At 63.5% G+C, this 23,392-nt stretch carries 23 protein-coding genes; 5 read left to right on the forward strand and 18 right to left on the reverse strand.

Annotated elements, in window-relative coordinates; genetic code table 11:
* Positions 1-155: 155 nt before the first annotated feature.
* The 3 genes from C1H84_RS04365 to C1H84_RS04375 all read right to left on the reverse strand — a co-directional run bounded on the left by C1H84_RS04365 (position 156) and on the right by C1H84_RS04375 (position 2,167).
* Positions 156-476 carry a YlxR family protein gene (locus tag C1H84_RS04365; protein ID WP_082124096.1) on the reverse strand — a complete coding sequence of 107 codons (321 nt, stop codon included), beginning with the start codon at positions 474-476 and terminating at the stop codon, positions 156-158.
* 138 nt (positions 477-614) lie between these two features.
* On the reverse strand, positions 615-1,598 hold the full coding sequence (nusA, locus tag C1H84_RS04370) for a transcription termination factor NusA (protein ID WP_047121075.1): 984 nt from the start codon (positions 1,596-1,598) through the stop codon (positions 615-617).
* 2 nt (positions 1,599-1,600) lie between these two features.
* On the reverse strand, positions 1,601-2,167 hold the full coding sequence (locus tag C1H84_RS04375; protein WP_082344667.1) for a ribosome maturation factor RimP: 567 nt from the start codon (positions 2,165-2,167) through the stop codon (positions 1,601-1,603).
* Between the two features lie 174 nt (positions 2,168-2,341).
* Here C1H84_RS04375 and C1H84_RS04380 point away from each other — a divergent pair, with 174 nt between their 5' ends.
* Together C1H84_RS04380 and C1H84_RS04385 are read left to right on the forward strand one after the other, a co-directional pair.
* Positions 2,342-3,412 (forward strand): hypothetical protein, encoded by a 1,071-nt coding sequence (locus C1H84_RS04380; RefSeq protein WP_146955863.1) that lies wholly within the window; start codon positions 2,342-2,344, stop codon positions 3,410-3,412.
* A 502-nt stretch (positions 3,413-3,914) separates the two neighbouring features.
* A complete protein-coding gene (locus C1H84_RS04385; protein ID WP_082124095.1) occupies positions 3,915-4,364 on the forward strand; it encodes a hypothetical protein in 450 nt (149 codons plus the stop codon).
* Between the two features lie 77 nt (positions 4,365-4,441).
* Here the strand turns inward: C1H84_RS04385 and C1H84_RS04390 are convergent, their stop codons facing one another.
* Positions 4,442-5,587, reverse strand: coding sequence for a YihY/virulence factor BrkB family protein (locus tag C1H84_RS04390; protein ID WP_244910806.1), 1,146 nt, complete (start codon positions 5,585-5,587; stop codon positions 4,442-4,444).
* A 306-nt stretch (positions 5,588-5,893) separates the two neighbouring features.
* On the opposite strand from C1H84_RS04390, the gene C1H84_RS17915 reads away from it, so the two are divergent.
* From C1H84_RS17915 to C1H84_RS04405, 3 genes are read left to right on the forward strand one after another with little or no spacing between them, the layout of a single operon-like run.
* Positions 5,894-6,226 carry a hypothetical protein gene (locus C1H84_RS17915; RefSeq protein ID WP_146955865.1) on the forward strand — a complete coding sequence of 111 codons (333 nt, stop codon included), beginning with the start codon at positions 5,894-5,896 and terminating at the stop codon, positions 6,224-6,226.
* Positions 6,220-7,422 carry a sensor histidine kinase gene (locus C1H84_RS04400; protein WP_220124876.1) on the forward strand — a complete coding sequence of 401 codons (1,203 nt, stop codon included), beginning with the start codon at positions 6,220-6,222 and terminating at the stop codon, positions 7,420-7,422. Before C1H84_RS17915 ends, C1H84_RS04400 begins: the two co-directional genes overlap by 7 nt.
* Positions 7,419-8,093: a response regulator gene (locus C1H84_RS04405; RefSeq protein ID WP_047121068.1), complete on the forward strand. Its 675-nt coding sequence runs from the start codon at positions 7,419-7,421 to the stop codon at positions 8,091-8,093. Before C1H84_RS04400 ends, C1H84_RS04405 begins: the two co-directional genes overlap by 4 nt.
* Before the next feature lie 317 nt (positions 8,094-8,410).
* Here the strand turns inward: C1H84_RS04405 and C1H84_RS04410 are convergent, their stop codons facing one another.
* The 14 genes from C1H84_RS04410 to C1H84_RS04475 all read right to left on the reverse strand — a co-directional run bounded on the left by C1H84_RS04410 (position 8,411) and on the right by C1H84_RS04475 (position 23,189).
* Positions 8,411-9,199, reverse strand: a complete 789-nt coding sequence (locus tag C1H84_RS04410; RefSeq protein WP_425323561.1) for a TSUP family transporter — start codon at positions 9,197-9,199, stop codon at positions 8,411-8,413.
* Positions 9,200-9,266: 67 nt separating this feature from the next.
* Positions 9,267-11,054: a proline--tRNA ligase gene (locus C1H84_RS04415; protein ID WP_047121067.1), complete on the reverse strand. Its 1,788-nt coding sequence runs from the start codon at positions 11,052-11,054 to the stop codon at positions 9,267-9,269.
* A gap of 175 nt (positions 11,055-11,229) precedes the next feature.
* On the reverse strand, positions 11,230-13,041 hold the full coding sequence (locus tag C1H84_RS04420; RefSeq protein WP_113606903.1) for an APC family permease: 1,812 nt from the start codon (positions 13,039-13,041) through the stop codon (positions 11,230-11,232).
* 301 nt (positions 13,042-13,342) lie between these two features.
* Positions 13,343-14,089 carry a hypothetical protein gene (locus C1H84_RS04425; protein WP_053797633.1) on the reverse strand — a complete coding sequence of 249 codons (747 nt, stop codon included), beginning with the start codon at positions 14,087-14,089 and terminating at the stop codon, positions 13,343-13,345.
* Positions 14,090-14,167: 78 nt separating this feature from the next.
* On the reverse strand, positions 14,168-14,881 hold the full coding sequence (locus C1H84_RS04430) for a hypothetical protein (RefSeq protein WP_113606673.1): 714 nt from the start codon (positions 14,879-14,881) through the stop codon (positions 14,168-14,170).
* Between the two features lie 49 nt (positions 14,882-14,930).
* Positions 14,931-15,617, reverse strand: a complete 687-nt coding sequence (locus tag C1H84_RS04435) for a hypothetical protein (protein ID WP_113606674.1) — start codon at positions 15,615-15,617, stop codon at positions 14,931-14,933.
* A gap of 96 nt (positions 15,618-15,713) precedes the next feature.
* The gene (locus C1H84_RS04440) at positions 15,714-16,526 is read right to left on the reverse strand and encodes a GNAT family N-acetyltransferase (protein ID WP_052772606.1); all 813 of its coding nucleotides are present in this window, start codon (positions 16,524-16,526) and stop codon (positions 15,714-15,716) included.
* A 37-nt stretch (positions 16,527-16,563) separates the two neighbouring features.
* Complete coding sequence (gene ispG / locus C1H84_RS04445; RefSeq protein ID WP_113606675.1) at positions 16,564-17,730, reverse strand: flavodoxin-dependent (E)-4-hydroxy-3-methylbut-2-enyl-diphosphate synthase; 1,167 nt, start codon at positions 17,728-17,730, stop codon at positions 16,564-16,566.
* A gap of 152 nt (positions 17,731-17,882) precedes the next feature.
* Positions 17,883-18,437 (reverse strand): NAD(P)H-dependent oxidoreductase, encoded by a 555-nt coding sequence (locus tag C1H84_RS04450; protein WP_047121061.1) that lies wholly within the window; start codon positions 18,435-18,437, stop codon positions 17,883-17,885.
* Positions 18,438-18,561: 124 nt separating this feature from the next.
* Complete coding sequence (arfB, locus tag C1H84_RS04455) at positions 18,562-18,984, reverse strand: alternative ribosome rescue aminoacyl-tRNA hydrolase ArfB (RefSeq protein WP_047121060.1); 423 nt, start codon at positions 18,982-18,984, stop codon at positions 18,562-18,564.
* Positions 18,985-19,084: 100 nt separating this feature from the next.
* The gene (locus C1H84_RS04460; protein ID WP_047121059.1) at positions 19,085-19,384 is read right to left on the reverse strand and encodes a YciI family protein; all 300 of its coding nucleotides are present in this window, start codon (positions 19,382-19,384) and stop codon (positions 19,085-19,087) included.
* Between the two features lie 23 nt (positions 19,385-19,407).
* The gene (locus C1H84_RS04465) at positions 19,408-20,763 is read right to left on the reverse strand and encodes a M50 family metallopeptidase (RefSeq protein WP_113606904.1); all 1,356 of its coding nucleotides are present in this window, start codon (positions 20,761-20,763) and stop codon (positions 19,408-19,410) included.
* Positions 20,760-21,974, reverse strand: a complete 1,215-nt coding sequence (dxr, locus tag C1H84_RS04470; protein ID WP_113606676.1) for a 1-deoxy-D-xylulose-5-phosphate reductoisomerase — start codon at positions 21,972-21,974, stop codon at positions 20,760-20,762. Before dxr ends, C1H84_RS04465 begins: the two co-directional genes overlap by 4 nt.
* A gap of 60 nt (positions 21,975-22,034) precedes the next feature.
* Positions 22,035-23,189, reverse strand: a complete 1,155-nt coding sequence (locus C1H84_RS04475; protein ID WP_113606677.1) for an acyl-CoA dehydrogenase family protein — start codon at positions 23,187-23,189, stop codon at positions 22,035-22,037.
* Between the last annotated feature and the right edge of the window lie 203 nt (positions 23,190-23,392).

A 23,392-nucleotide genomic window follows, 5' to 3' on the forward strand; every position in this document is an offset into this window, starting at 1 on the left:
TTGATGTGATCTGCATAAACCCCGAGTCCCTGGGGACTTAGGTGTTCTGGCAGATCAGCTGTGTAATTCGTGAAATTCTTCCGCCGCACGGTGGATCACGCAGAACTGATTGTTCATCGGTGTGCGCTCAACATTGCGGACTCATCGGGTTGCCATCAGATTTCTGACCCGCTTTCATCATGTTTGCCAGATGGCCGGCCTGCGGCCGGTCGATCTTCGTATGCGGTGAATTGCGCGAGCACCGTATCGGCGTTGACCGCGGACTTGAAAGCCCTGGAGAACGCTCGTCGCTGCACTGCCTGCCGCACACACTTTTCAATCCCGTGGGTCCAGGCGCCCCGCCCAGGGGCGGAAGCGCCGACATCAAGAAGCACCGCGTGAAGCGGTGCCTGCTCGGTGAGAACCCAACGAATCAGATCATTTCTGGAGGTAGAGGTCCGACAGCCAATGCACGTGCGTTGCTGATGCAGCTTCATGCGAGCGCCGTCGCCACCTTCCCGTTGAAATGAACCAACTACCAGTCTAGCGCGTTTGCGCCCCGGTGTGCGCGTGAGTTTGGTATCACACACGTTCAGGGCGCACCGCGGCAGACCGCAAACTTATCCCAGCCAGTTCTAGTACTGGGGCTCCTTGCCGCCCGAAGCGGCCAGGATGTCGATGCGCCAGCCGGTCAGCTTGGCGGCCAGTCGGGCGTTCTGCCCTTCCTTGCCGATGGCCAGCGAAAGCTGGGAATCCGGAACCACCACGCGGGCGCGGCGTTCGGCTTCATCCAGGATCTCCACGGAGACCACCTTCGACGGCGACAGGGCGGCGGCGATGAACTTGGCCGGATCCTCGTTGTAGTCAACGATATCGATCTTCTCGTCGCTCAGCTCGTTCATCACGGCGCGCACGCGGGTGCCCATTTCGCCGATGCAGGCGCCCTTGGCGTTGACGCCCGGCTTGGTGGCGCGGACGGCGATCTTGGTGCGGTGCCCGGCTTCGCGGGCCAGTGCCTCGACCACGACGGTGCCGTCGGCGATCTCGGGAACTTCCATTTCGAACAGCAGGCGAACCAGGTTCGGGTGCGACCGCGACAAGGTCACGGCAGGGCCCTTGTTGCCGCGTTCCGCGGAGACCACGTAGGCGCGCAGGCGGTTGCCGTGCTGGTACTTCTCGCCCGGCACCTGCTCCACGGGAGGCAGCAGCGCTTCGACGGCGCCGATGTTGACCTGCACCATGTGCGAGGAGTAGCCCTGCTGGATGACACCGGAGATCAGGGTGCCCACGCGGGCGGCGTATTCGCCGACAACCTGGGCATCCTCTGCTTCGCGCAAGCGCTGCATGATGACCTGGCGCGCGGTCGACGCCGCGATGCGGCCGAAGCCGTGCGGGGTGTCGTCGAATTCGCCCAGCAGCACGCCGGCTGCGTCGCGGTCCTCAACGAGGATCGAGACGTGGCCGTTGCTGCGCTCGATGTGGGCACGGGCGCCGGGCATGGCGCCTTCGGTCTTGTTGTAGGCAAGCAGCAGCGCGGACTCGATGGTCGGGATCAGGACATCCATCGGGATATCGCGGTCTTTTTCCAGAATGCGTAGTGCGTCGAGATCAATATCCACGCCTAGCCCTCCAAATCTTCAGTGTCAATGGTGTCAAACAGCTCGTCGTCGAAGTTCAGCTCCGGATCGACCACGGCCTTGCGGATGTTTTCAAAGGAGTAGCTGACTGGATCAAGGATCTTGGTCTTCATGCCCTTTTTGGCAGGCTCCCGGTGTTCGGCAATAACGACCTCGTCGTCGGAAACCTCGTTAATGCGTCCGCGAAGCTTGGTGCCGTCGGTCAGCGTGAGCTTGACCATGCGGTTCAGTGCGCGCACCCAGTGGCGTGGCGCGGTCAGCGGACGGGACAGGCCTGGCGAGCTGACTTCAAGTTCATAGGGGGATGCCGAGGCGTAGACGACGTCCTTATCCAAGGCGTTTGAAATGGTGGTGGTGACTTCACCGAGCGCATCGAGATTCACCGACTCGCGGCCGTCGGCCTTGTCGACGATGACCTGGATGATCATCTGTTTGCCCGACGGGCGAAGAGAGACTTCTTCCAGAATTAATCCGTGGGATTCTACTTCCGGTTTCAACGCAGTACTCAGACGCTGCGCTTCCTGTTCGGTATCGGCCGGCATACCGGTCATGGATATCCTCCCACGCTATTCGATGTTGTCCGTTAAGCGTATCTCCCCGAACCCCGCTTGAGAACTCGTTGACCGGCTCAGGTGAAGGAACTCACGCCAGTCTTTTGCACCACGCCACGGAAGAATGGCCAAAGGCCGGGTCGCCGGCCCACTTCATGGGATGATCATTTCGCTATGACTGATCCATCGCCCCGCCCCGCAAAGCCCGTTCAGCCGCCGGCCAAACGCGCCCCCGGCTGGATCGCCCCGGTGCTGGTCGCTTCCATTGCCGGGGCCGCCACCTGGGGAATCGGCGTCACAGTGTTCCGCGGCGCGCTAGTGGACCGCGGCCTTCCGGATGCAGTCAGCGAGGCTTCGGCCGACCAACAGGCGCAGTGGGGGTACGGAGCCCAACTGGCCGACCTGGGAAGCCAGGCGGCCGCGATGGCTTCACTGGCCGAGAACGAGAAGATCGCCGCGGCGCTTGCCGATCTGGGCACGTCGCTCTCGCAGGGCGCGGCCCTGCTAGGCGAGCTGCATTTCGACGATCAGCCTCCGGCCGACGCGCCGGAGAGCTACTCCCCCGAAAAACTGGCCGCCTTGGCGTCATCGGTTGCGACCTTGAGTTCGAGCATTCCCGAGTTCGCTGATCCCGATCTCCAGCGTGGCGAGACCTTGGCGCGAATAGCGTTCCAGATCAACTTCGATGCCCGGGACGCCTTGAAGCTGGTGGACAAGAAACAAGCGGCACAGCTGCCCCCGGCAATCAGCGCAGGCAAGGCGGACTCGCCGGAGGCCGCGCAAACCGTGGCATGCCTTGCTGACCACAGCTTGATCGAAGGCACGTCGTCGCCAGCAGACCAGGAACTCCTTGAATCCGTCGTGCTGGCCCGCGCCCTGGATCGCGGATACGCCTTGGACAACACCTTGCAGCTCAACGCGGCCAGGGGAAGCAACGCGACGGCGCAAGCAGCAGAAAAGCAGCGGACCGCCCTGAACTCACAGCTGCGCACCCTGCGTTCAGCCTTGCCCGAGGACTGCCCGGATCTCCGCCTGCCCGCCTACGAACTCCCGGAGAACGGGCTGGACCGGCTGGAAAAGGTCGCCGCTGCGGCACAATCCGACTACTCGAATGCGCTGCTCGCGGCGGCGGGGAATATCACCGGGGACCAGCGATCCACCGTTGCCGGTGTCGTCAATAGCGCATTGGGCGCCCAGCAGTCGCAGTCCGAGGCGGAGCGCATCCTGCGCTCGCGCGCCGAGTAGAGCGCTCGCTTCCAGGTCTCCGCCGCGCAACCGAACCGGCACCGTCCAATTCTCGAACCATTACCGAATTCCACACCACCACAGCAGTAAAAATAAATCCAGCATTCCGGCGGCAAGTTTATTCTTGCGGCCTCGTGCCCACCAAGTGAAATCTTCGCTTTCCGCCAAGTGAATTCCCTGGTTCATAAAAACTTCAAATCGGCACGACAGCTACCGTCCTGCCGTCCTCAGCTCTCGATAAAACCTACATCGACCAGTTCCTTTACGTACTTTCCGAAGATCGGCATCCTCGGAGAACCGGATCGCTCCCCGTTCGAACCGAATGATTCGACCTCGCAATTTTGCCCTATGAGAGTTAGGGTCTAATTATTAGAAGTTTTAAATTCGAGATTTTAAATCATCGAATCCGTCATTTTTCCGGAGAGGAATATTCCGCTTCGAGTGCCAGGCTTCAGCCAGTGCAGCCACTCGTTTTGCTCCCATCAGATAGAGGTAGAAAACCATGACAGGACGCATTGTCCGCTCGAAGATCGCAGAGCTCGCTGCGGAGACCATCGGGTCGCGCCACGGTCGAGAGGTATTGAAGGAGCATGGTTGGAGCGAGGGCATGCCCATCGTCATCGCCCAGCATGACGAGAAGCTCACCGATGTCATGGCCTTGACAGTAGTGCACCAACCGCCGGTGTTGATCGCGACGCTGGATCCGCAGTCCAACGACCTCTGCTTCACCTATGTCGTGATTGGATGCACCGATCTTGAAGTTGTCGCCCCACGCGACGCGAAGGACTCCATCTTGGACCTTTACCGCGAAGCGCAATCGACCCCATGCCTGACCTTCCGGGTCGCACCGCTGACACACAGCGCAATCGCCCACGCAATTCCTCCACTGCAGAAGTCTGCAGGAGTGAAGTACCCGGGGCTGCCCAGCGCCGTCGACGTCCGCCGCGCCTGAATTCGACTCCATCTTCGCCAGCCGCACTTCCGGTCCAGCTCCTTGCGGGCGGCCCGAAGCGGCTGGCGTTTCGTTTTCTAATCGCGTTCCCGCTGCCCGGATTCCTGCTCGACCTTGTCGACCGCGGCGATTTCGCTCACGATCCTGATCTGTTCGCCGTCGCGAATGTCCTGCTCCTTCTGTTGAGTCTGTTTTTGCAGTCCGGCGACATCGCGCGGCGGCAGCTGCAGGGAATGCTCGGCGCTGAGACCTGCCTGCAGTTCGCGACCGCGTTCGAGCTCCGCATCCAGCACCGCGCCAAAGAGCAGCGACAAGTTGGCGATCCAGATCCAGAGCAGAAGCACGATGACGCCACCGATCGCGCCGTAGGTCTTGTTGTAGTTCCCGAAGTTGGAGACATAGAAGAAGAAGCCGGACGTGGCCAGTGCCAGGACGATGAGTGCGACAAAGGCCCCGACACTGAGCACCCTGAACTTTGCGTGCTTGACGTTCGGAGTCCCGTAGTAGAGCACCGCGACCAGCATGACCGCGAAGACGGCCATCACCGGCCATTTGGCGATATTCCATACCAGCAGCGCCGATTCCCCGAGCCCGATGAAGTTGCCCAGTTTCTGGGCGATGGGACCGGACAGCACAAACAAGGCGCCCATGACCGCCGCGGCAACCAGCAGGAAAAGCGTCACCAGAAGCATCATCGGCTTGAGCTTGTAGAACGGACGGCCTTCATCCACCGAATAGATCTGGTTCATTGCCCGGCCGAACGCACCGACGTACCCGGAGGCACTCCAGATCGCGCCCAAGAGACCAGCGGCCAAAGCCAGCCCCGCCGCGGGTGTCGAGGTCAGCTGCTCGATGGGTTGGCGCAGCATTTCTACCACCTGCGGGCTGGCGAATTCCTCCAGCAGCGACAGCATCGATTTAGTGGTGGTCTCCGCCTGCCCGACGACGCCCAGCAAGGAGACAACTGCCAGCAATGCCGGGAAAATCGAGAGCATGGTGTAGTAGGTCAGCGCCGCGGCCAGATCGGTGCATTTGTTCCTGGAGAACTCATGCAGGGAGCGTTTAACGACATATTTCCATGAATCCGCGCGCAGCCTTTGCGGCTTGTCCAGTTGCGTCTTGACCGCTGTTTCAAATTCCCCGTCAATGCCGGCAAGCCCGGTCATGCTGGTGCCCGGTTGCGCTTCCGTACCCAGTGGATTCGTCTGGTTGTTATCGGACATCTGCCCACCCCGAAGTCTGCGTGTTCTGTACGTACCCTTTCGGCCATTCAAACAGGGTTACCGCATCGGCTCAACATACTTTCCCCAATACGCAGCCTGAAACCAGCTTCCTTGCCCGGAGCGCTCTACGGCACAGACCTCCCCTGCGCCAGCTGGCCGACGGTGTCAAGGGCCTGAGGCAGACATACAGTGCACGGATGATGCACCCGGATAGCGAATGTGTCACGATTCTTCTAACGGCACTCGCTTGAGGAGAACACCATGTCAGAGACTTCCGGGGGCGCAACGTCGGGGAAAAATCGCCCCTTGCTTCCTGTTGCCCGTTCATATCCGGTCCATGTCGACGATTTGTTGCTGGTCGGCTGGGCTATCCGATCCGACGCAATCCTGGTCCAGGCTGGCGGCTTGGGCGAGTCCGTCCATGTTGATATCCACGGCAAGCATGTCGAACCCGCAACGATCCGCTACGTCGGCCGCGAGCTCAAGGGTTGGGAGCCTTGGACCCTGCTGCTCCTGGAAACGGGCACCCTGCATGTCGGGCACGACGCCTTCCCGCCAGGCTTCCAAGGTCTGGACCCCGACGACGACCTCGGGGAATCCCCCTGGTGCCGGCTGTTTCCATGGCTTCCGGGATGCTAAAGCGCCGGCACGTTGTGCGTGTAGTTGTCGGCCTGTTCGCCTTCGTATTTGACCTGTTCCTGTGGCAAGGAGCCGTCACCACGCCGGGCGGTGCGGTGCTGCCGGTGTGGCTGGTCCCCGCAGCGCTGATTAGCGCGTATGCGGTCCTGCTGATCCAGCGCAGGATCTGGATAGGGTTCAGCGTTTTCCTCCTCATCTCGCTGCTGGGTCTCGCGGTGGCCTCCATCGTTGGAATCGTCGGAACCTACATGGCGTTTTTCCTCATGGTCCGGCATTCGAGCACGCGAGTGGCTAATACGGCACTGGCGGGAATGATCCTGCCTGTTTTCGTGGCGACCTACAGCTCCGTGAGCTACGACGGCCGATCCGAGGATCTGCTGGGTCTGATGGCGTGGAATATCGGCTTCTATGCCGCAGTTGCATTCCTCTGCTACTTCGCCGCCCGGACGCAGCGGAGAACCGAGCACCGGTTGCAAACCGAACGGCGGTGGGCTGACGCTGCGCTGGAGGAAGCCCGCGCCGGAGAGCGCCTGCGCATCAGCCGCGACCTGCATGACTCGGTAGCGCACTCCATGACCGCTGTGGTGCTACAGGTCGCCGGTGTGCGCGCAATCTTGAAGAAGGGCGCAGAGTTCGAGAAGGTCGACCCGGTGCTCGCCGACATCCAGGTGACCGCCGAGCAGAGCATGCGCGAGCTGCACCGACTGCTGGGGATGCTGCGCAGCGAGGAAGAATCCCAGGTCGGGCAGTCGCATTCCTTTGACGACATCCCCTCGCTGGTTTCGTCAGCGCAGGATTCCGGCCTCGATGTCGTGGTGACCTGCAACGGCGAAGCACAAATGCTGGACCCCAGTATCAGCCATGCCGGCTACCGCGTTGTGCAGGAAGGCCTGTCCAATGCGATGAAGCACGGTGGCGAAGGCTGCCGGGTGGAAATCGCGACGCACTGGATGCCGACGGAACTGACGATCTCCGTGACGTCCATTTCCGGGGTCGCGAAAAGGCCTGCGGTATCCGGCGGTTTCGGGCTGCTCGGGCTACGCGAGCGGGTCGGAGTCTCCGGTGGTTCGCTGAGCCACGGCCCAACCCCTGGCGGTTACCTGCTCAAGGCCTCGCTTCCGGTCGACAAGCCCGAAGATGCTTCCGCCTCCGACCAGCGAAGTACGCATACAGCAAAGACCCAGGAGGCGTCGTGATTCGAGTGGTGATTGTCGACGACCAGCCCCAGGTTCGAGCCGGGATCAGCATGATTCTCTCCGCGGAGGACGACATTGAAATCGTCGGACAGGCTGGATCCGGTGCCGAAGCCCTGGCGCTCGCCCAAGAGGTCGCTCCCGATGTGGTTTTGATGGATGTGCGCATGCCGGGCATGGACGGGGTCACCGCAACCAGCGAGCTCATCCGGCAGAACGGCAGTGACCCGGACCATCTGGTCCGGGTGCTGATCATGACAACGTTCGATGACGAGGACATCGTCGTCTCCTCGCTCCAGGCCGGCGCCAGCGGCTACCTGCTCAAGCACGCGTCCCCCACCGAAATTGCCGACGCGCTGCGCCGGGTAGCCGGCGGGGATACCTGGCTTGATGCCACCGCGGCCACGCGGCTGGTGGCCAAATTGCGCGAGCGCAGCGATGAGCAGATTGACATCCGCCAGGTGCTCACCCGCAGGGAGCAGGAAGTCCTGCGCCATGTTGCCGCCGGACGGTCAAACCAGCAGATTCTCGAGTCGCTGGTGCTCAGCGAGGCGACGGTGAAAACACATGTTGCCAGGATCCTGTTCAAGACCGGTGCCCGGGACCGCGCCGCGGTGGTCGCGTTGGCCTATCGCTCGGGTTTCGTCCGCCCGGACGACCCGCTGCCGGCCTGAACATACCGTCCTGGTATGACGTTTTACCTCGAATTCTAAGCGATGATTTAAGGGAAATGGATCTCTTCGGGCACCTTGGAGAGGCATTTTGAAATACGCGCAGGTTCTCGACCACGCGTAATAGAGATAAAGATTCCTAATCGGTTGAGCGGTCTTCACCGCAATCTGTTCGGCATGACGAACTTTGCGTCACTCAACGGAATCGATTGTGGTGTTCCTTGGGGGAGGATAACCACAAGCCCATTGTGTACCCGGGTCTTCGCCGGGCACGCAATGGGCATTATCCTTTTCCACGGCCCTGCCGCGGCCGCTCCGGGTCAGTTTCCCAAGACCAGATCGGAACCGAGCTTCAGGATCAGCGCGGCAACTACCACCACAAAAACAATGCGGATGAACTTGCTGCCCTTGGATATGGCCATGCGCGCGCCGAGATAGCCGCCGAGCATGTTCATCACGCCCATGGCCAGCCCCACGCCCAGCAGCACGTGGCCGGTGGGCAGGAACAAGGCCAGGGCGCCGAAGTTGGTAAGCAGGTTGACGATCTTCGCCTTCGCCGACGACTGCAGGAAATTGTACCCGAGGACCGTCACCATGGCGATGATCAAAAAGGACCCGGTGCCCGGGCCGATAATCCCGTCGTAGCCGCCGATCACCAGGCCTATGAGCACCGCGCGCAGGTAGTGCTGCTTGCCGCTGTAGCGCAGGCGGGAAAGTTCGCCGGCCCTGGGCTTGAGCATCGTGAACAGCAATACCGCCACCAGCGCGGCGATGATGATCGGCTTGATGGCGGCGGCCGGAAGCATCGTGGCCAGCGCCGCGCCGCCGAAGGCGCCGACCATCGCGGTCAGCGCCATGGGTATGGCGGTTTTCAGGTCTGGACTGGTCCGCCGGTAATAGGTCACGGCGCTGGTTGCGGTTCCGAAGATGGAGGCCATCTTGTTCGTTGCCAGCGCCTGGACCGGGCTGATGCCGGGAAAGAGCAGCAGCGCGGGCAATTGGATCAATCCCCCGCCGCCAACCACCGCATCAATCCACCCGGCCCCGAACCCTGCCAACAGCAGCAGGAGCAGGGGCCACAGGGAGACTGGTTCGCCGTTGACGGACAGGAAATCGAGAACCTCTTGCACCGCGCTACTCTCCTATTCAATTGTCATGGCTTCGCCGGCTGGCGTCCTAGGCGGACAGCTCGACCACCACGTCGCTCAGTTGCACATCGCGGCGTTCGCCGGTGGCGCGGTCCTTGACCTCGACCAGGCCGTCGGCCAGGCCGCGGCCGACGACCACGATGGTCGGCACACCGATCAGCTCGGCGTCGGAGAACTTCACGCCGGCCGAGACCTTCGGACGGTCATCGAAGATGACCTCCTTGCCGGCGGCTTCGAATTCCTTGGCCAGCTTGTCGCCGGCTTCCAGCAGCTCGGCGCTCTTGCCGGTGACCACGATGTGGATGTCGGCGGGGGCAATCTGCTTTGGCCAGGCCAGGCCGTTCTCGTCATGGTAGGCCTCGGCCAGCGCCGCCACCGCGCGGGTGACGCCGATGCCGTAGGAGCCCATGGTGACAACCTGCAGCTTGCCGTTCTGGTCCAGGACCTTCAGGTCCAGGGACTGCGCGTACTTGCGGCCGAGCTGGAAGATGTGGCCCATCTCGATGCCGCGCTCGGTGCGCAACGGACCGGAGCCGTCCGGTGCCGGATCGCCTTCCAGCACGTTGACAGCTTCGATGGTGCCGTCGAAGGTGAAGTCGCGGCCGGCCACCAGGCCGAAGACGTGCTTGCCCTTCTCGTTGGCGCCGGTGATCCAGGTGGTTCCGGAGACCACGCGCGGGTCGACCAGGTAGGTGACGCCGTGCTCGGTTTCGCTGCCCAGCAGCTGCTGGTCCAGTCCCAGGGCGGGGCCCAGGTAGCCGGTGACAATCTCCGGGTGGCTCTTCAGGTCCTCGGCGGTGGCCTGCTCGACCTCGACCTCGCCGTTGATGCCCAGGGCCGCGCCGATGGTTGCTTCCAAGCGCTTCTCGTCGACCTGGCGGTCGCCGGGAACACCCAGCACGACCAGGTGGCGGTTGCCCTCGGGGTCGATGATCGCCAGCACGACGTTCTTCAGGGTGTCCTTGGCTTCCCAGGCGCGGTCGGTGCGCGGGCGCAGCTCGTTGGCGGCGGCGACCAGGGTGTCGATGGTCGGGGTATCCGGGGTGTCGAGCACCTCGAAGGCCGGGGCATCGGTGAAGTCGATGGCCTCCGGGACCACTGTGGTCACTGCCTCCACGTTGGCCGCGTAGCCGCCCGGCGAGCGCACGAAGGTGTCCTCGCCGATGGCGGTCGGGTGCAGGAATTCCTCGGACTTCGAGCCGCCCATGGCGCCTGCCTGGGCAAACACCGGGACAACTTCCAGGCCCAGGCGCTCGAAGATCTTCAGGTAGGCGCCGCGGTGGGCCATGTAGGCCTCGTCCAGGCCTTCGTCGTCGATGTTGAAGGAGTAGGAGTCCTTCATGATGAATTCGCGGCCGCGCAGCAGGCCTGCGCGGGGGCGCGCCTCGTCGCGGTACTTGTTCTGGATCTGGTACAGGTAGACCGGCAGGTCCTTGTACGAGTTGTACAGGTCCTTGACCAGCAGGGTGAACATTTCCTCGTGGGTCGGAGCCAGCAGGTAATCGGCGTCCTTGCGGTCCTTGAGGCGGAACAGGCCCTCGCCGTATTCGGTCCAGCGGCCGGTCTGCTCGTACGGCTCGCGCGGCAGCAGCGCCGGGAAGTGGACTTCCTGGGCGCCGATGGCGTTCATCTCTTCACGGACGATGGCTTCCACACGTGCCAGGACCCGCAGACCCAGCGGGAGCCAGGTGTAGATGCCAGGTGCGGCGCGGCGGATGTAGCCGGCGCGAACCAAGAGTTTGTGGCTGGCAACCTCGGCGTCAACCGGATCTTCGCGCAGGGTGCGCAGGAACGTTGTGGAAAGCTTCAAAACCACGCGTGGTGTCCTTTTCCGTATGACGGCAGACCCATGGATGAGCAGCTGCCGCCGTGCTAGGCAAAATCTGTTGTGAGCTGCCGTCGTGGCAACCACCTCCAATCCTACCGGGTTCGGCTCTTCGCCCGGGCACTGCGGTTCCGGCGCCGACACACGATGCACCGGGCACAGGCTCCTAGCCCACGTGCACCCAGGGCCGGCGCTGCAGGTCCGGTTCCGCTTCGCGCAGGACCTCGCGGGTCAGCGGCGCGATTTCGCCCTGCCCCAGGAGCAGGAAGCGGGCCAGGTTGCTCAGCGGGTTGCCCTCGGTCCAGCGAAAGTAGATGTGCGGCATGACCTCGTAGTTGTCCCTGATCGCCAGGCAGATCGCGGCGATCGCGGTGGGCACCGACGGCGCGGTCGCCTCCAGGATCCAGAAGCCATGCCGCGTGATGCCGCGGACCTCGATATCCTCGGCGAAGTCTGAGTAGTCCGAGACCTTGACCTCCAGGAAGACCACCGGGGCCTTGTCCGAGATGTGGCTTGCCAGCACCGCATGGTGCAGTTTGCGGCGGTAGCGTGCCTTGGTGGTGTTGGCCGGCTCGTGGGCAATCAGCTGCACGATCCCCCGCCGCGCTGATTCGGAAATCAGGTGTTCCGCGACCGCGTCGAAGCGCACCGAGGTGGCGCGCAGCTCGGTCGACCGGCGGAAGCGCGAGGACAGCGACACCAGCAGCACGGCGCCGATGAAGAACGCCGCGATCTTCAGGCCCTCGGGCCTCTCAAAGCAGTTGACCACCGTGGTGTAGAGGAAGACCAGCGAGACGAATACGTAGAGGATTGTTTTTCCGCGCTCGCGCCGCCGCCGGGCGGAGATCGTCACCGCGATGGCGGCCGAGCTCATCAGCACCAGCACGCCGGTGGCGTAGGCCGCGCCCTGGGCATTGACGTCTGCCTCGAAATGCCAGGTGATGGCCAGCGCCACTAGGATGACCACAACCACCAGCGGGCGCACGGCACGGGCCCATTCGGGCGCCATGCCGAACCGCGGCAGATAGCGCGGGATCAGGTTCAGCAGCCCGGCGATGGCCGAGGCGCCGGCAAACCAGAGGATCAGGATGGTGGAGACGTCGTAGACGGTGCCGAAGCCGTCCCCCATCAGCCGGTGCGCCAGCCAGGACAGGGCGCGGCCGTTGGCGGTTCCGCCTTCCTGGAATTCCGGGGCGGGGATCAGCACCGTGGTGGCCACCGAGGACAGCACCAGAAAGCTGCTCATGATCAAGGCGGCGGTGGTCAGCAGCTTGCGGGCGCCGCGGATGCGGCTGGAGGGATCTGCGGCCGATTCACCAGGTTTCAGGTTGATCTGTGGCATGACGGCCACACCCGTTTCGAATCCGGACAGGCCCAGGGCAAGTTTCGGGAACACGATGAGGCAAACCAGCAGCATCATCACTGGATTGCCGTGCGCGGCCAGCAAGGAGTCCATCCAATTGCCCAGGACGACCGGGTGCGCGGCGATATTGGTGAATGAGACGGCGATGACCACCAAGTTCAAGGTTAAGAAGGTGCCGACAAGCGTCACCGCGATCCAGGTGACCTCGTTGAATCCGCGCATGAACAAGGCACCGAGCAGGAGCAGCAGGATCACCGTCAAGGGGATCTGCTTGCCAGTGAACCATGCGGGGGTGAAGGGGTTCTCGATGAGGTGGGCGGACGCGTCCGCCGCGGAAAGAGTCGCGGTGATCATGAAGTCGGTGGCCGCGAATCCCAGCAGGATCAACACCAATAGCTTGCCTTTCCAGTGCGGCAGCAGGCGTTCGAGCATGGCGATGGATCCTTGCCCGTGCGGCGATTCCGCGGCGACGCGGCGGTATACCGGCAAGGCCGCTCCCAGCGTGACGGCAATCAGGATCAGTGTGGCGAATGGGGCCAAAGCCCCGGCGGCCAAGGCGGCGATGGCGGGCTGGTATCCCAGGGTGGAGAAGTAGTCCAGGCCCGAGAGGCACATGACCTGCCACCATTTTCCGGCGTGCTTCTTGTCATCGCCGGGGTCTTCGTGGCCCACGGATTGGTCATTCAACCACCGGTAGAGGCGGCGGCGGGCCGAGTCCGAATTCGAAGACTGAGAGACGTTCAGCGTCCCAATATTCGTATTCACGAATGAGAACTGTACGCCTGTATCGTCCCCGCGTCACTGGTTTTCACAAAAGAAATCAGGGGATTTTCCCGGGCCTCGAAATCCACAAAAACGGGGCCGGAACAGGTTATCCCCGAAATTCCGGCCCCCGCTTCCGGGTGCTTTCGCGTGGCTACTTGGCCACTGCCTTGACCTCAGCGACGGCCTTGTTCAGCTCGTCGGTGAGCTTCTTGAGCATGTCGGCCTCGGACTTTGAACCGGTTCCGGTCATGGCCACCGAGACCGCGTTGTTTCCGACCAGTCCCTGCATCTGGTAGCTGCCGCCGGGCACCTCGGTGCCGTTCATCTTCATGGCGCTGCTGGTGGCGTAGGTCAGGTCGGCATCCGAGGAAGCGTCCAGGATCTTCGCGCTGGCTTCGACTTCCTGGCCGGATACCGCCATGCTGAATGAATCGCAGCCCTGCAGGTCCTTGTTCTTGGCCTGTTCAGTGATCTTGTCCAGCTTCGCGGTGTCCTCATACCCTGCCACGCTGTAGCTGGTCGAGGCCATAGTGGCTTCATCCATCAGCACGGCAACAGCCATGTTGATGCCTTCGATGTCCCATGAACCCTGCTGGCTGACGAACTCCGCGCACTTCTCCGGCTTGATTTCCATCTGCTCGATCAGCTTCTTGGCCTGCGGCAGCGAAGCGGCGATAGTGTCGCCGTCCATGATCTGGGCGCCGCTGGAATCTCCGGCGAGTTTGGTGACGATGGCAGTGGCTTGCTCGGTGCTCAGCGCTGCGGTCGCAGGGGCCGACTGCTCCTGGGCGGCTCCGGCGTCCGCGGATCCCTCAGTGGTGTCGCTGCCCGAGCCGCCGCAGCCGGAAAGCGCCAGTGCGCCAGCGAGCGGAAGCAGCAGGAATGAACGCTTCTTCATGATGTTTTGTCCTCACAGTTGGTGGTGATGGACACAACTCTATTTCACAACCAACTAGAAATAAAACATTTTTACCGCTTAGTTGAGCGTTTCTATCTCAGCGAAGGCCTTGTTAATCAATTCGACAGCTTCTGCGGACATCGTTGCCGGCTCGGCGAGCCCGGTCTGGAAAGTGACGATGACGAAGTTGTTGCCCTTCAATGCCTGCACAACTACTGAACTCATTTTTTGTCCACCTCCGACGTCCATCTGGGTGGACATCGTCAGCGACTGGTCGGCGTCGACCTTCAAGGGCAGGATCTGCCGATCGGCGCTCAGCTTTTCGCCGCTTTGTTCCACTGTCACTTTTTCGCAGCCGGAAATGTCATCCAGCATAAGCGCATCGGAAATTTTCTTACGTGTCGCTTCATCCGTAATGGAGAAGACCTGGACCACCTTGCCCAGGCTTTCAGCCGTGACGCTTCCGGTGGCGGAAACCGACGCGGTCAGGTCGGTGACGGTGTATTTTTCCATCTGCTTGGCGCATTTTTCCGGGGTGATTCCGGAGGTCGAGCCCATGCCCTTGGCCATTTGAAGCTGCTGTTGCATGGTCTCGTTTCCGACGACCGTCAGCGAGGGATCCTCCCCCAACAGGGTCCTGACCACCGTTTCAACCTGCCCTGCATCCAGGTTCCCGTCCTGCGACTGGGTCTGGGCCTGCTCTGGTTCCGGCTGCGTCTGGCCTGCGGATGAACAACCGGTCAAGGCAAGCGCTGCGGCCAGGGGAAGGAACCAGAGGAACCGATGTGACATGAAGTATTTTCCTTATGTTTTGGTGTCGGGGACGGATTTCAGCTCTGCGTCAGTTCAGCTGCTCGATGAGCTTGTCTACGGTTTCGGCAGCGGCTGCCAGATGTTCCGGCATCGTGGCCCCGTTGGTATCCTGCTGGACGCCAAGCAGGATATTCGCGGTGGCGGCGCGGACTACCAGCTGCTGGGAGGTCTTCTTGCCGTCGCTGCCGGTGACAACGTACCCCTCGGTGAGTTTCGCTGTGCTCTGGACCGATTGCTTGGCCAGATGGAAGGCGCGGGATTCGCCATCGACCTTGACCGAGTAACGAGAGCAGTCCGCGCTGGCGGCCGCCTGCGCGTCCCACTGGGATTTGAGGGTTTCGGAATCAGGGTACACGGCGACGGTGATCAGCCGGTCCCCCGCTTCGACGGCGCCCATCACTGAATTCTGCAGCTGCTCGGCGATGGGGGCGGCGAAGGTGATTCCGCATTTGCTGGGGTTCACCTCCACGTCTTCAAGCCATTGCTGCGCCTTGGGAATCATCGAGCGCAGCTGGGCGTCGGTGATCACCGTGGCCCCCGGCTGGTCGCCGGCGAACTGGTTGAGCGCCTCTTCCAGCTGCTGGGCGTTGCGTTCAATGGCAGGGCCCAGTGAATCATTGGTGTCCGACGGCGCCGGGGCGCTGCAGGAGGCCATCACGAGCGCGACGACGGCCAGGGATGCCGCCCGCAGAATTTGTGGTCGATGCGCCAGCACTTCACTTCCCGTCGTTTACAGAGACTGCAATCGAGTCTATGGGATGGACCGGGGCAAGTGCGGGATGCCGGATGCCGGCCCCGTTCCCGGTTCGGCCTAGAACAAGACCGTTGCGAAGGTTCCAACCTGGGTGAAACCGACCTTCAGGTAGGTGCGTACCGCCGCCTCGTTGAAGTCGTTGACGTACAGGCTGACGATCGGCGCTTGCTGAAGGGCGTAGTCAACAGTCGATGCCATATACCCAGCGGCCAGCGAGTGGCCCCGGTACATCGGGTTGATCCAGACGCCTTGGATCTGCGCGACCTGTTCGGTGACGGTTCCCAGGTCGGCCTTGAAAACGATGTGCCCCATCTCGTCCGTGTCAATCAGGGTGTGGCCCTGGCGGATGAGTTGGCGAACGCGGCCCCGGTAGAAGCTGCCGCCGTTTTCCAGCGGCGAATACCCGAGTTCCTCTTCGAACATGGCTGCGCTGGCAGGCAGGACCTTGTCGAACTCCGCGGGCTGGGCCACGCGCAGACGACGGCGCTGGATGCCTTCGGGGTTGGTTCGGATCTCCATCAGCGGCTGGTTGCGGCGCACGTCGAATATCGGCTGCGGCCCGTCCTGAAGCACCTCGTGCATGGCAAGCACGGTGGATGCCGGACCGAAGATGGAGGCGAAGCGCTGGCGCGTGGCCAGCGCCATCAGCGCGTATTCGTGGGCGTGATCGTCCGGCATGGCGGTGGGCGCCATGTTGGCGCCCACCCAGCATGCGGACAGCAGGCCTTCTTCACCGTCGACCCCCAGCACGTGGGCGAACCCGTCCGGCACTGCCGAGCGGTGCAATTCCACTTGGGACCTGGTGAAGATGTTGGCCACGGGGTCACGGTCGAGCAGCTCGATGAGGGCCGCAGTGTCCCTGCGGCCCAAGATGCGCGGTTGTCCCTCGTCGACTCGTCGGCCAGATCTAGCTGACGGAGACCACTGGAGAACCCGCGGCAGGATTCTCGTCATCGCCCAAGTCCATTTCCTCGGCCAAGCGGTTGGCTTCTGCAATCAGGGTTTCCACGATCTGGTCCTCGGGCACGGTCTTGATGACCTCGCCCTTGACGAAGATCTGGCCCTTGCCGTTGCCGGAGGCTACGCCAAGGTCTGCATCGCGGGCTTCGCCCGGACCATTGACGACGCAGCCCATCACGGCCACGCGCAGCGGAACAGTCATGCCTTCAAGCCCGGCGGTCACTTCGTCGGCCAGGGTGTAGACGTCGACCTGGGCGCGGCCGCACGACGGGCAGGAAACGATTTCCAGCTTGCGCGGGCGCAGGTTCAGGGATTCGAGGATCTGGTTGCCGACCTTGACTTCCTCGACCGGCGGGGCCGAGAGCGAGACGCGGATGGTGTCGCCGATGCCCTTGGACAGCAGCGCACCGAAAGCCGTCGCGGACTTGATGGTGCCCTGGAAGGCTGGTCCGGCCTCGGTGACGCCCAGGTGCAGCGGCCAGTCGCCGCTTTCTGCCAGCAGTTCGTAGGCGCGGACCATGACCACCGGGTCGTTGTGCTTGACCGAGATCTTGAAGTCGTGGAATCCATGCTCCTCGAACAGCGAGGCTTCCCAGATGGCGGATTCGACCAGTGCCTCCGGGGTTGCCTTGCCGTACTTGGCCAGCAGGCGGCGATCCAGCGAGCCGGCGTTGACGCCGATGCGGATCGAGGTGCCGTGGTCCTTGGCGGCCTGGGCGATCTCCTTGACCTGGTCGTCGAACTGTCGGATGTTGCCCGGGTTCACGCGCACGGCGCCGCACCCGGCCTCGATGGCCGCGTAGACGTACTTTGGCTGGAAGTGGATGTCGGCGATCACCGGGATCTGCGACTTCATCGTAATGATCTTCAGCGCTTCGGCGTCCTTGTCCGTCGGGCAGGCGACACGCACGATATCGCAGCCCGAAGCGGTCAGCTCTGCAATCTGCTGCAAGGTGGCGTTGATGTCGTGGGTCTTGGTGGTGGTCATCGACTGAACCGAAATCGGCGAGTCAGACCCCACGCCAACCGACCCGACTTGAATCTGGCGGGTCTTACGACGTGGAGCGAGAACCGGCGGTGGGGCTGCCGGCATGCCTAGGCTGACCGAAGTCAATGGATGCCTCCGAATGGATTGTGGGTAATACTCTCTACCCAAGTATGTCACCGACTCGTTCAAAGCGGTGGTCTATGCGAGAAAGGCCACGGAAGAACCGTGGCCTTTCTACTTGTTTGCCGCGCGGGAATCCGCTGCGGCGGGGCAGAAACCTAGTTGGCTTCGGCGACGGCCTTGACGCTGTTCAGCACGCCGGCGACCTGCTCGACGACCTCGGCGTCGTCCTTCGGGTTCAGCTCGGCGAAGCGGACCACCGAGTTCGGGATGGCCATCTTGACGTCTTCCAAGACCTTGGCTCCGGCGATGCCCAGGGCCTTGCGAGCTTCGTCCTGTGCCCACACGCCGCCGTACTGCCCAAAGGCGGTGCCCACGACCACTGATGGCATGTCCTTGACGGCGCCGGCGCCGAACGGACGGGACAGCCAGTCGATGGCGTTCTTCAGGACGGCCGGCATGGTGCCGTTGTACTCGGGGGTGACCAGCATCAGCGCGTCGGCTGCGGTGGCTGCATCGCGCAGTGCCTGCGCCGCGGCGGGGACGCTGCCTGCCACGTCCTTGTCCTCGTTGTAGAAGGGGATGTTCTCCAGTCCTGCGAACAGTTCGACCTCGACGCCTTCCGGGGCGTTGACGACAGTGGCTTCGGCCAACTGCTGATTGGTCGAGCCGCTGCGCAGGGAACCTACGAGAGTGAGGACTTTGGTTGCCATGGGCAATACTCCTAAAGAAGGGGAAAGTTAGAAAGCTGACGCTTCATCTACATTCAACCCGCAGGCAACCCGGATCCATTCCCCGATTTCCGGTGATCTGGCTCACTGGCGGAGGATGCCGCATCTAGTCCATGGGCGGGCGGCGGCGCAGCTGCTTGGTCGCTGAGCGATTCGACTTGGTCTCCAGCCGGCGGCGCTGGGAACCCCTGGTGGGTTTGGTGGCCCGGCGCTGCGGCGGGTCGGGCCGCAACGCGGCGGCCACCAGCTCGGCCAGCTTCTGCTGGGCATTCTGCCGGTTGCGCCACTGCGAACGTTCCTGGGCCGAGGCGACCACGAGCATCCCGCCGGTCAGCCGGGAGGACAGCTTGTCCAGCAGCCGCTGCCGCTGCCAGGGCGAGAGCGCCCTGGACCCGGCGATGGACCACGACAGTTCCACCCGGCTGTCCGAGGTATTCACGTGCTGGCCGCCGGGCCCGGAAGAGCGGCTGAAGTGCCAGGACAGCTCGGCGGCCGGGATCACCAGCGAACGGGAAATGTGCAGGTCCATCTCCCCAGTCTCCCACGGGCAAACGCAGGCCGGCGCCCGCTGCGCAAGCTGCGCAGTGCAGGCGCCGGGCAGGCGCCGGGCGGGCGTGGAATGGCGGCTTCTAGGAAGCGAAGTCCTTGAGCAGGCCGGTCACCGGGTTCCACTCGGTGATGATGCGCTGCGCCAGGGCACCGGTGGTGCTGAACGGGTCCTGCTCCAGCACCTCGACGAGCGCTGCCTCAGACTGCGCGGCCAGGATCAGCAAGGCGCCGTCGTTGACCGGCGTCGGGCCTGAAGCCAGCAGCTGCACCGGTCCGTCGCCCACAAAACCTCCGAGGAACTCCCGGTGGGCCGGGCGGTGCTCGTTGCGCAGCTGCGCGGAGTTCTCGGCGTATACGTATTCAACAGCAAAAACAGTCATGGGTTCAGCTTAAATCCTTGCGCCTAGAACAACTGAATCGGCTTGAAGATGTCCGCGTATATTAAGAGGCCGCCCATCGCCAGCATGGCCACGACCACCACATAGGTCAGCGGCAGCATCTTGATGGTGTCCACCGGCTTGACGTTCTTGATGTTGAAGATTCGGGCGACGGTGCGCTTCAGTCCGTCGTAGAGCGCGCCGACCACGTGGCCGCCGTCCAGCGGCAGCAGCGGGATCAGGTTGAATGCGAACAGCGCGAGGTTCAGCCCGCCGGCCAGCGAGAGCAGCGTGGCGAACTTGTCCCCCACGGAGATCGAGTCTTCCGCGCTGATTTCCCCGGCAATCCGCCCGACCCCCACGATGGACACCGGGCCGTTCGGGTCCCGCTCCTCGCTGCCGAAGGCCGCCCGAGCGACATCGCCCATGCGCTGCGGCAGGTGCAGGATCACGTTGCCGATGTTGGCCAGCTGGGTGCCCACCACGCCGGGCACCTCGCGCAGCGGCTGGGGCAGGTTCTCCACGGTGGAGCTCATGCCCACGAAGCCGACCTTGGCCATTTCGTATTCGCCGTCCGCGCCCTTCACCGGGTAGCCGTTGGCGTCGGTGACGGGGCGGTCGGTCAGGTAGGGGGTCATCGTGGTGCTGCGGCTGGTGCCGTCGCGGGTGTACTCCAGGGACACCGGCTGGCCCGGGTTCTCGCGGATGACGTCGGTGAGCTTGTTCCACTCCCCCTGCGCCACGGCGATGCCGTTCACCGAGGTGATGGTGTCGCCGGGCAGCAGCCCCGCCTCGTAGGCGGGAGCGGCCGGGTCCGAGGCCGAGCATTCGGTCTGGTCGGCGTTCTCCGCGGTGGCGATGCACTTGTAGACCTCGGAAACCGTGGTCGTGGTGGTGGCGATGCCGAAGCTGGTGAGCACGATGCCGATCAGCACGAAGCCGATCACCAGGTTCATGAACGGTCCGCCGAGCATGATGATGATCCGCTTGTAGGTGGGCAGCTGGTAGAACATCCGGCCTTCGTCTTCGGGCTTGACGTTCTCGTTGGCCTGCGAGCGCGCGTCATCGACCATCTGGCCGAACACGCGTTGGAACAGGTTCGGTTTCTTCCGCGGCGTCCCCGCCTCGCCTTCGGCGGCCGGGCGCGGCGGGTACATGCCGACCATGGAGATGTAGCCGCCCAGCGGCAGCATCTTGATGCCGTACTGGGTTTCCCCGCGCTTGAAGGAGAACAGGGTCTTGCCGAAGCCGATCATGTACTGCGGCACCCGCAGCCCGAACAGCTTGGCCGGCACCAGGTGCCCGACCTCGTGCAACGCAATGGAGACCCCGATGGCCAGCACCATGAAGACCACTCCGAGGATGAACAGCACGGTGCTCATGCGCCGGCCCCCAGGATCTTCGATGCGCGGGCGCGAGCCCACTTGTCGGTCTCGAGCACCACTTCCACGCTGGGCTCCGCGTTGACCGGGGTGTAGTCATCCAGCGCGCGCTCGATGGTCTCCACGATGTCGGTGAAGCGGATCTTCCCGTCGTGGAATGCATCCACCGCGACCTCGTTCGCGGCGTTGTACACGGCCATGTGGGTTCCGGAGGCCGCGGCGGCCTGCTTGGCGAGCTTCACCGCGGTGAACACCGACTCGTCCAGCGGGTCGAAGGTCCAGCTGGAGGCGGTGGAGAAGTCGCAGGCCGTGGCGGCGCCGGCCACGCGGTGCGGCCAGTTGATGCCCAGCGCGATGGGAAGGCGCATATCCGGGGGCGAGGCCTGGGCGATGACCGATCCGTCGATGAACTCGACCATGGAGTGGATGATCGACTGGCGGTGCACCACCGGCTCGATCCGGTCCAGCGGCACGTCGAAGAGCAGGTGCGCTTCGATGACTTCCAGTGCCTTGTTGACCATGGTGGCTGAGTTGGTGGTCACCACGCGGCCCATGTCCCAGGTCGGGTGGGCCATGGCCTGCTGCGGGGTGACATCGCGAAGCTGGTCGTAGCTATAGCCGAAGAACGGCCCGCCGGAAGCGGTGACGATGAGCTTGGCCACCTCGTCAGGGGTGCCCGAGCGCAGCGCCTGGGCCAGGGCCGAGTGCTCGGAGTCGACCGGGGCGATCTGCCCCGGTGCGGCGAACTGCTTGACCACCTGGCCTCCGATGATCAATGATTCCTTGTTGGCCAGCGCCAGCAGGTGCCCTGCCTTCAGCGCGGCGATGGTCGGCTCCAGGCCGATAGCGCCGGTGATGCCGTTGAGCACCACGTCGGCGTCCGCGAACCCGGCGACCTCGGTGGCGGCCCGCGGGCCGGCGAACAGCTCGGGCGCGTAGCCGTGCACCGAGGCCTCCTGCGCGGCCGCGGCGATCGCGTCGGCGAGCTCCTGCGTGGAATCCACGGCGCTGCCCACCACGGCAGGGCGGAACTTCACCGCCTGGCGCGCCAGCAGCTCCAGGTTGTAGCCGCCGCTGAGCGCGGCGACGCTGAACTGCTCCGGCGCGTTGTCGATGACATCCAGCCCCTGGGTGCCGATGGACCCGGTGGAACCGATCAACGTGACGCGGCGCGGCCGCCCTGGTTCGGGAGAAAAATCTTTGGTGCTCACCCATCCATTATGGTTCTTCTAACTGTGAGGTCCCAAAGAGCGCCGCCTCCGCGCCGGCGCTCACAGCCCCAGGCTGCGGGCAATCAGCAGCTGCTGCACCTGGGTGGTTCCCTCCCCGATTTCAAGGATCTTGGAGTCCCGGTAGTGCCTGGCCACCAGGGATTCGTTCATGAAACCGTAGCCGCCGAAAATCTGAGTGGCGTCCCGGGCGTTGTCCATGGCCGCCTCGCTGCCCACCAGCTTGGCGTGCGCGGCCTCCACCTTGAAGTCCTTGCCCGCCAGCATCTTCGCCGCCGCCGCGTAGTAGGCCAGGCGCGCCAGATGCACGCGGGTGGCCATGCGGGCCAGCATGAACGAGATTCCCTGGTTCTTGCCGATCGGGGTGCCGAAGGTCGTGCGGGTCTTGGCATATGCCACCGCCTCGTCCAGGCATCCCTGGGCTGCGCCCGTGGCCAGGGCGGCGATGGCGATGCGCCCCTCGTCGAGGATCTCCAGGAAGTAGGAATAGCCGCGCCCCTGCTCGCCGAGCAGGTTCTCCTGCGGCACCCGGGCGCCGTCGAAGTGCAGCGCATGGGTGTCGCTGGCCCTCCAGCCGACCTTGTCATAGGCGGGAGCGACGGTGAACCCCTGGGTGCCCGAGGGGACGATAATAGCCGAGATCTGCTTCTCTCCGGTGGATTCGTCCATGCCGGTCACCGCGGTGACCGTGACCAGGGAGGTGATATCCGTACCGGAGTTCGTGATGAATTCCTTGCCCCCGTCGATCACCCATTCGCCGCCCTCGAGCCGGGCGCGGGTCAGCGCTGCCGAGGCATCGGATCCCGCCCCGGGCTCGGTCAGCCCGAAGCCGGCCAGCTTTTCCCCGGCCGCCAGTTCCGGAAGCCAGGTCAGCTTCTGCTCCTGGCTGCCGAAGCGGTACAGCGGCATGGCGCCCAGCGACACCCCGGCTTCCAGGGTGATGGCCACCGACTGGTCCACCTTGCCCAGTTCCTCCAGCGCGAGGGCCAGGTGGAAGTAGTCGCCGCCCGAGCCGCCGTATTCCTCGGAAATCGGAAGCCCGAACAAGCCCAGTTCACCCATCTGCTTCACGATGTCATAGGGGAAGGTCTTGTTGGCGTCGTTGGCCGCGCTCTGCGGGGCCACGACCTGTTGGGCGAAGTCGCGAACGAGGTTTACCAGGTCCTGGTATTGCTCATCGAGTTCCAGATCAAGCATGAGGCTCTCTCTCCATCGGGGTTCCCCATCCAGCTGCGCGGTGTGCCGGCACTGGATGACGGGTCGTGTCGCCCTGAGGCCAGCATTACTTGGCCGCTCACACCCAAGGCGCGTATGGTTAATATTCGTTAACTGATCGCCGATATTTTTTAGTATCAGCCACATTTTTGACACTAGTGGCAGGCATCACAGTTGTCCATAGT

Source organism: Glutamicibacter soli (assembly GCF_003309065.1).
GTDB lineage: Bacteria > Actinomycetota > Actinomycetes > Actinomycetales > Micrococcaceae > Glutamicibacter > Glutamicibacter soli.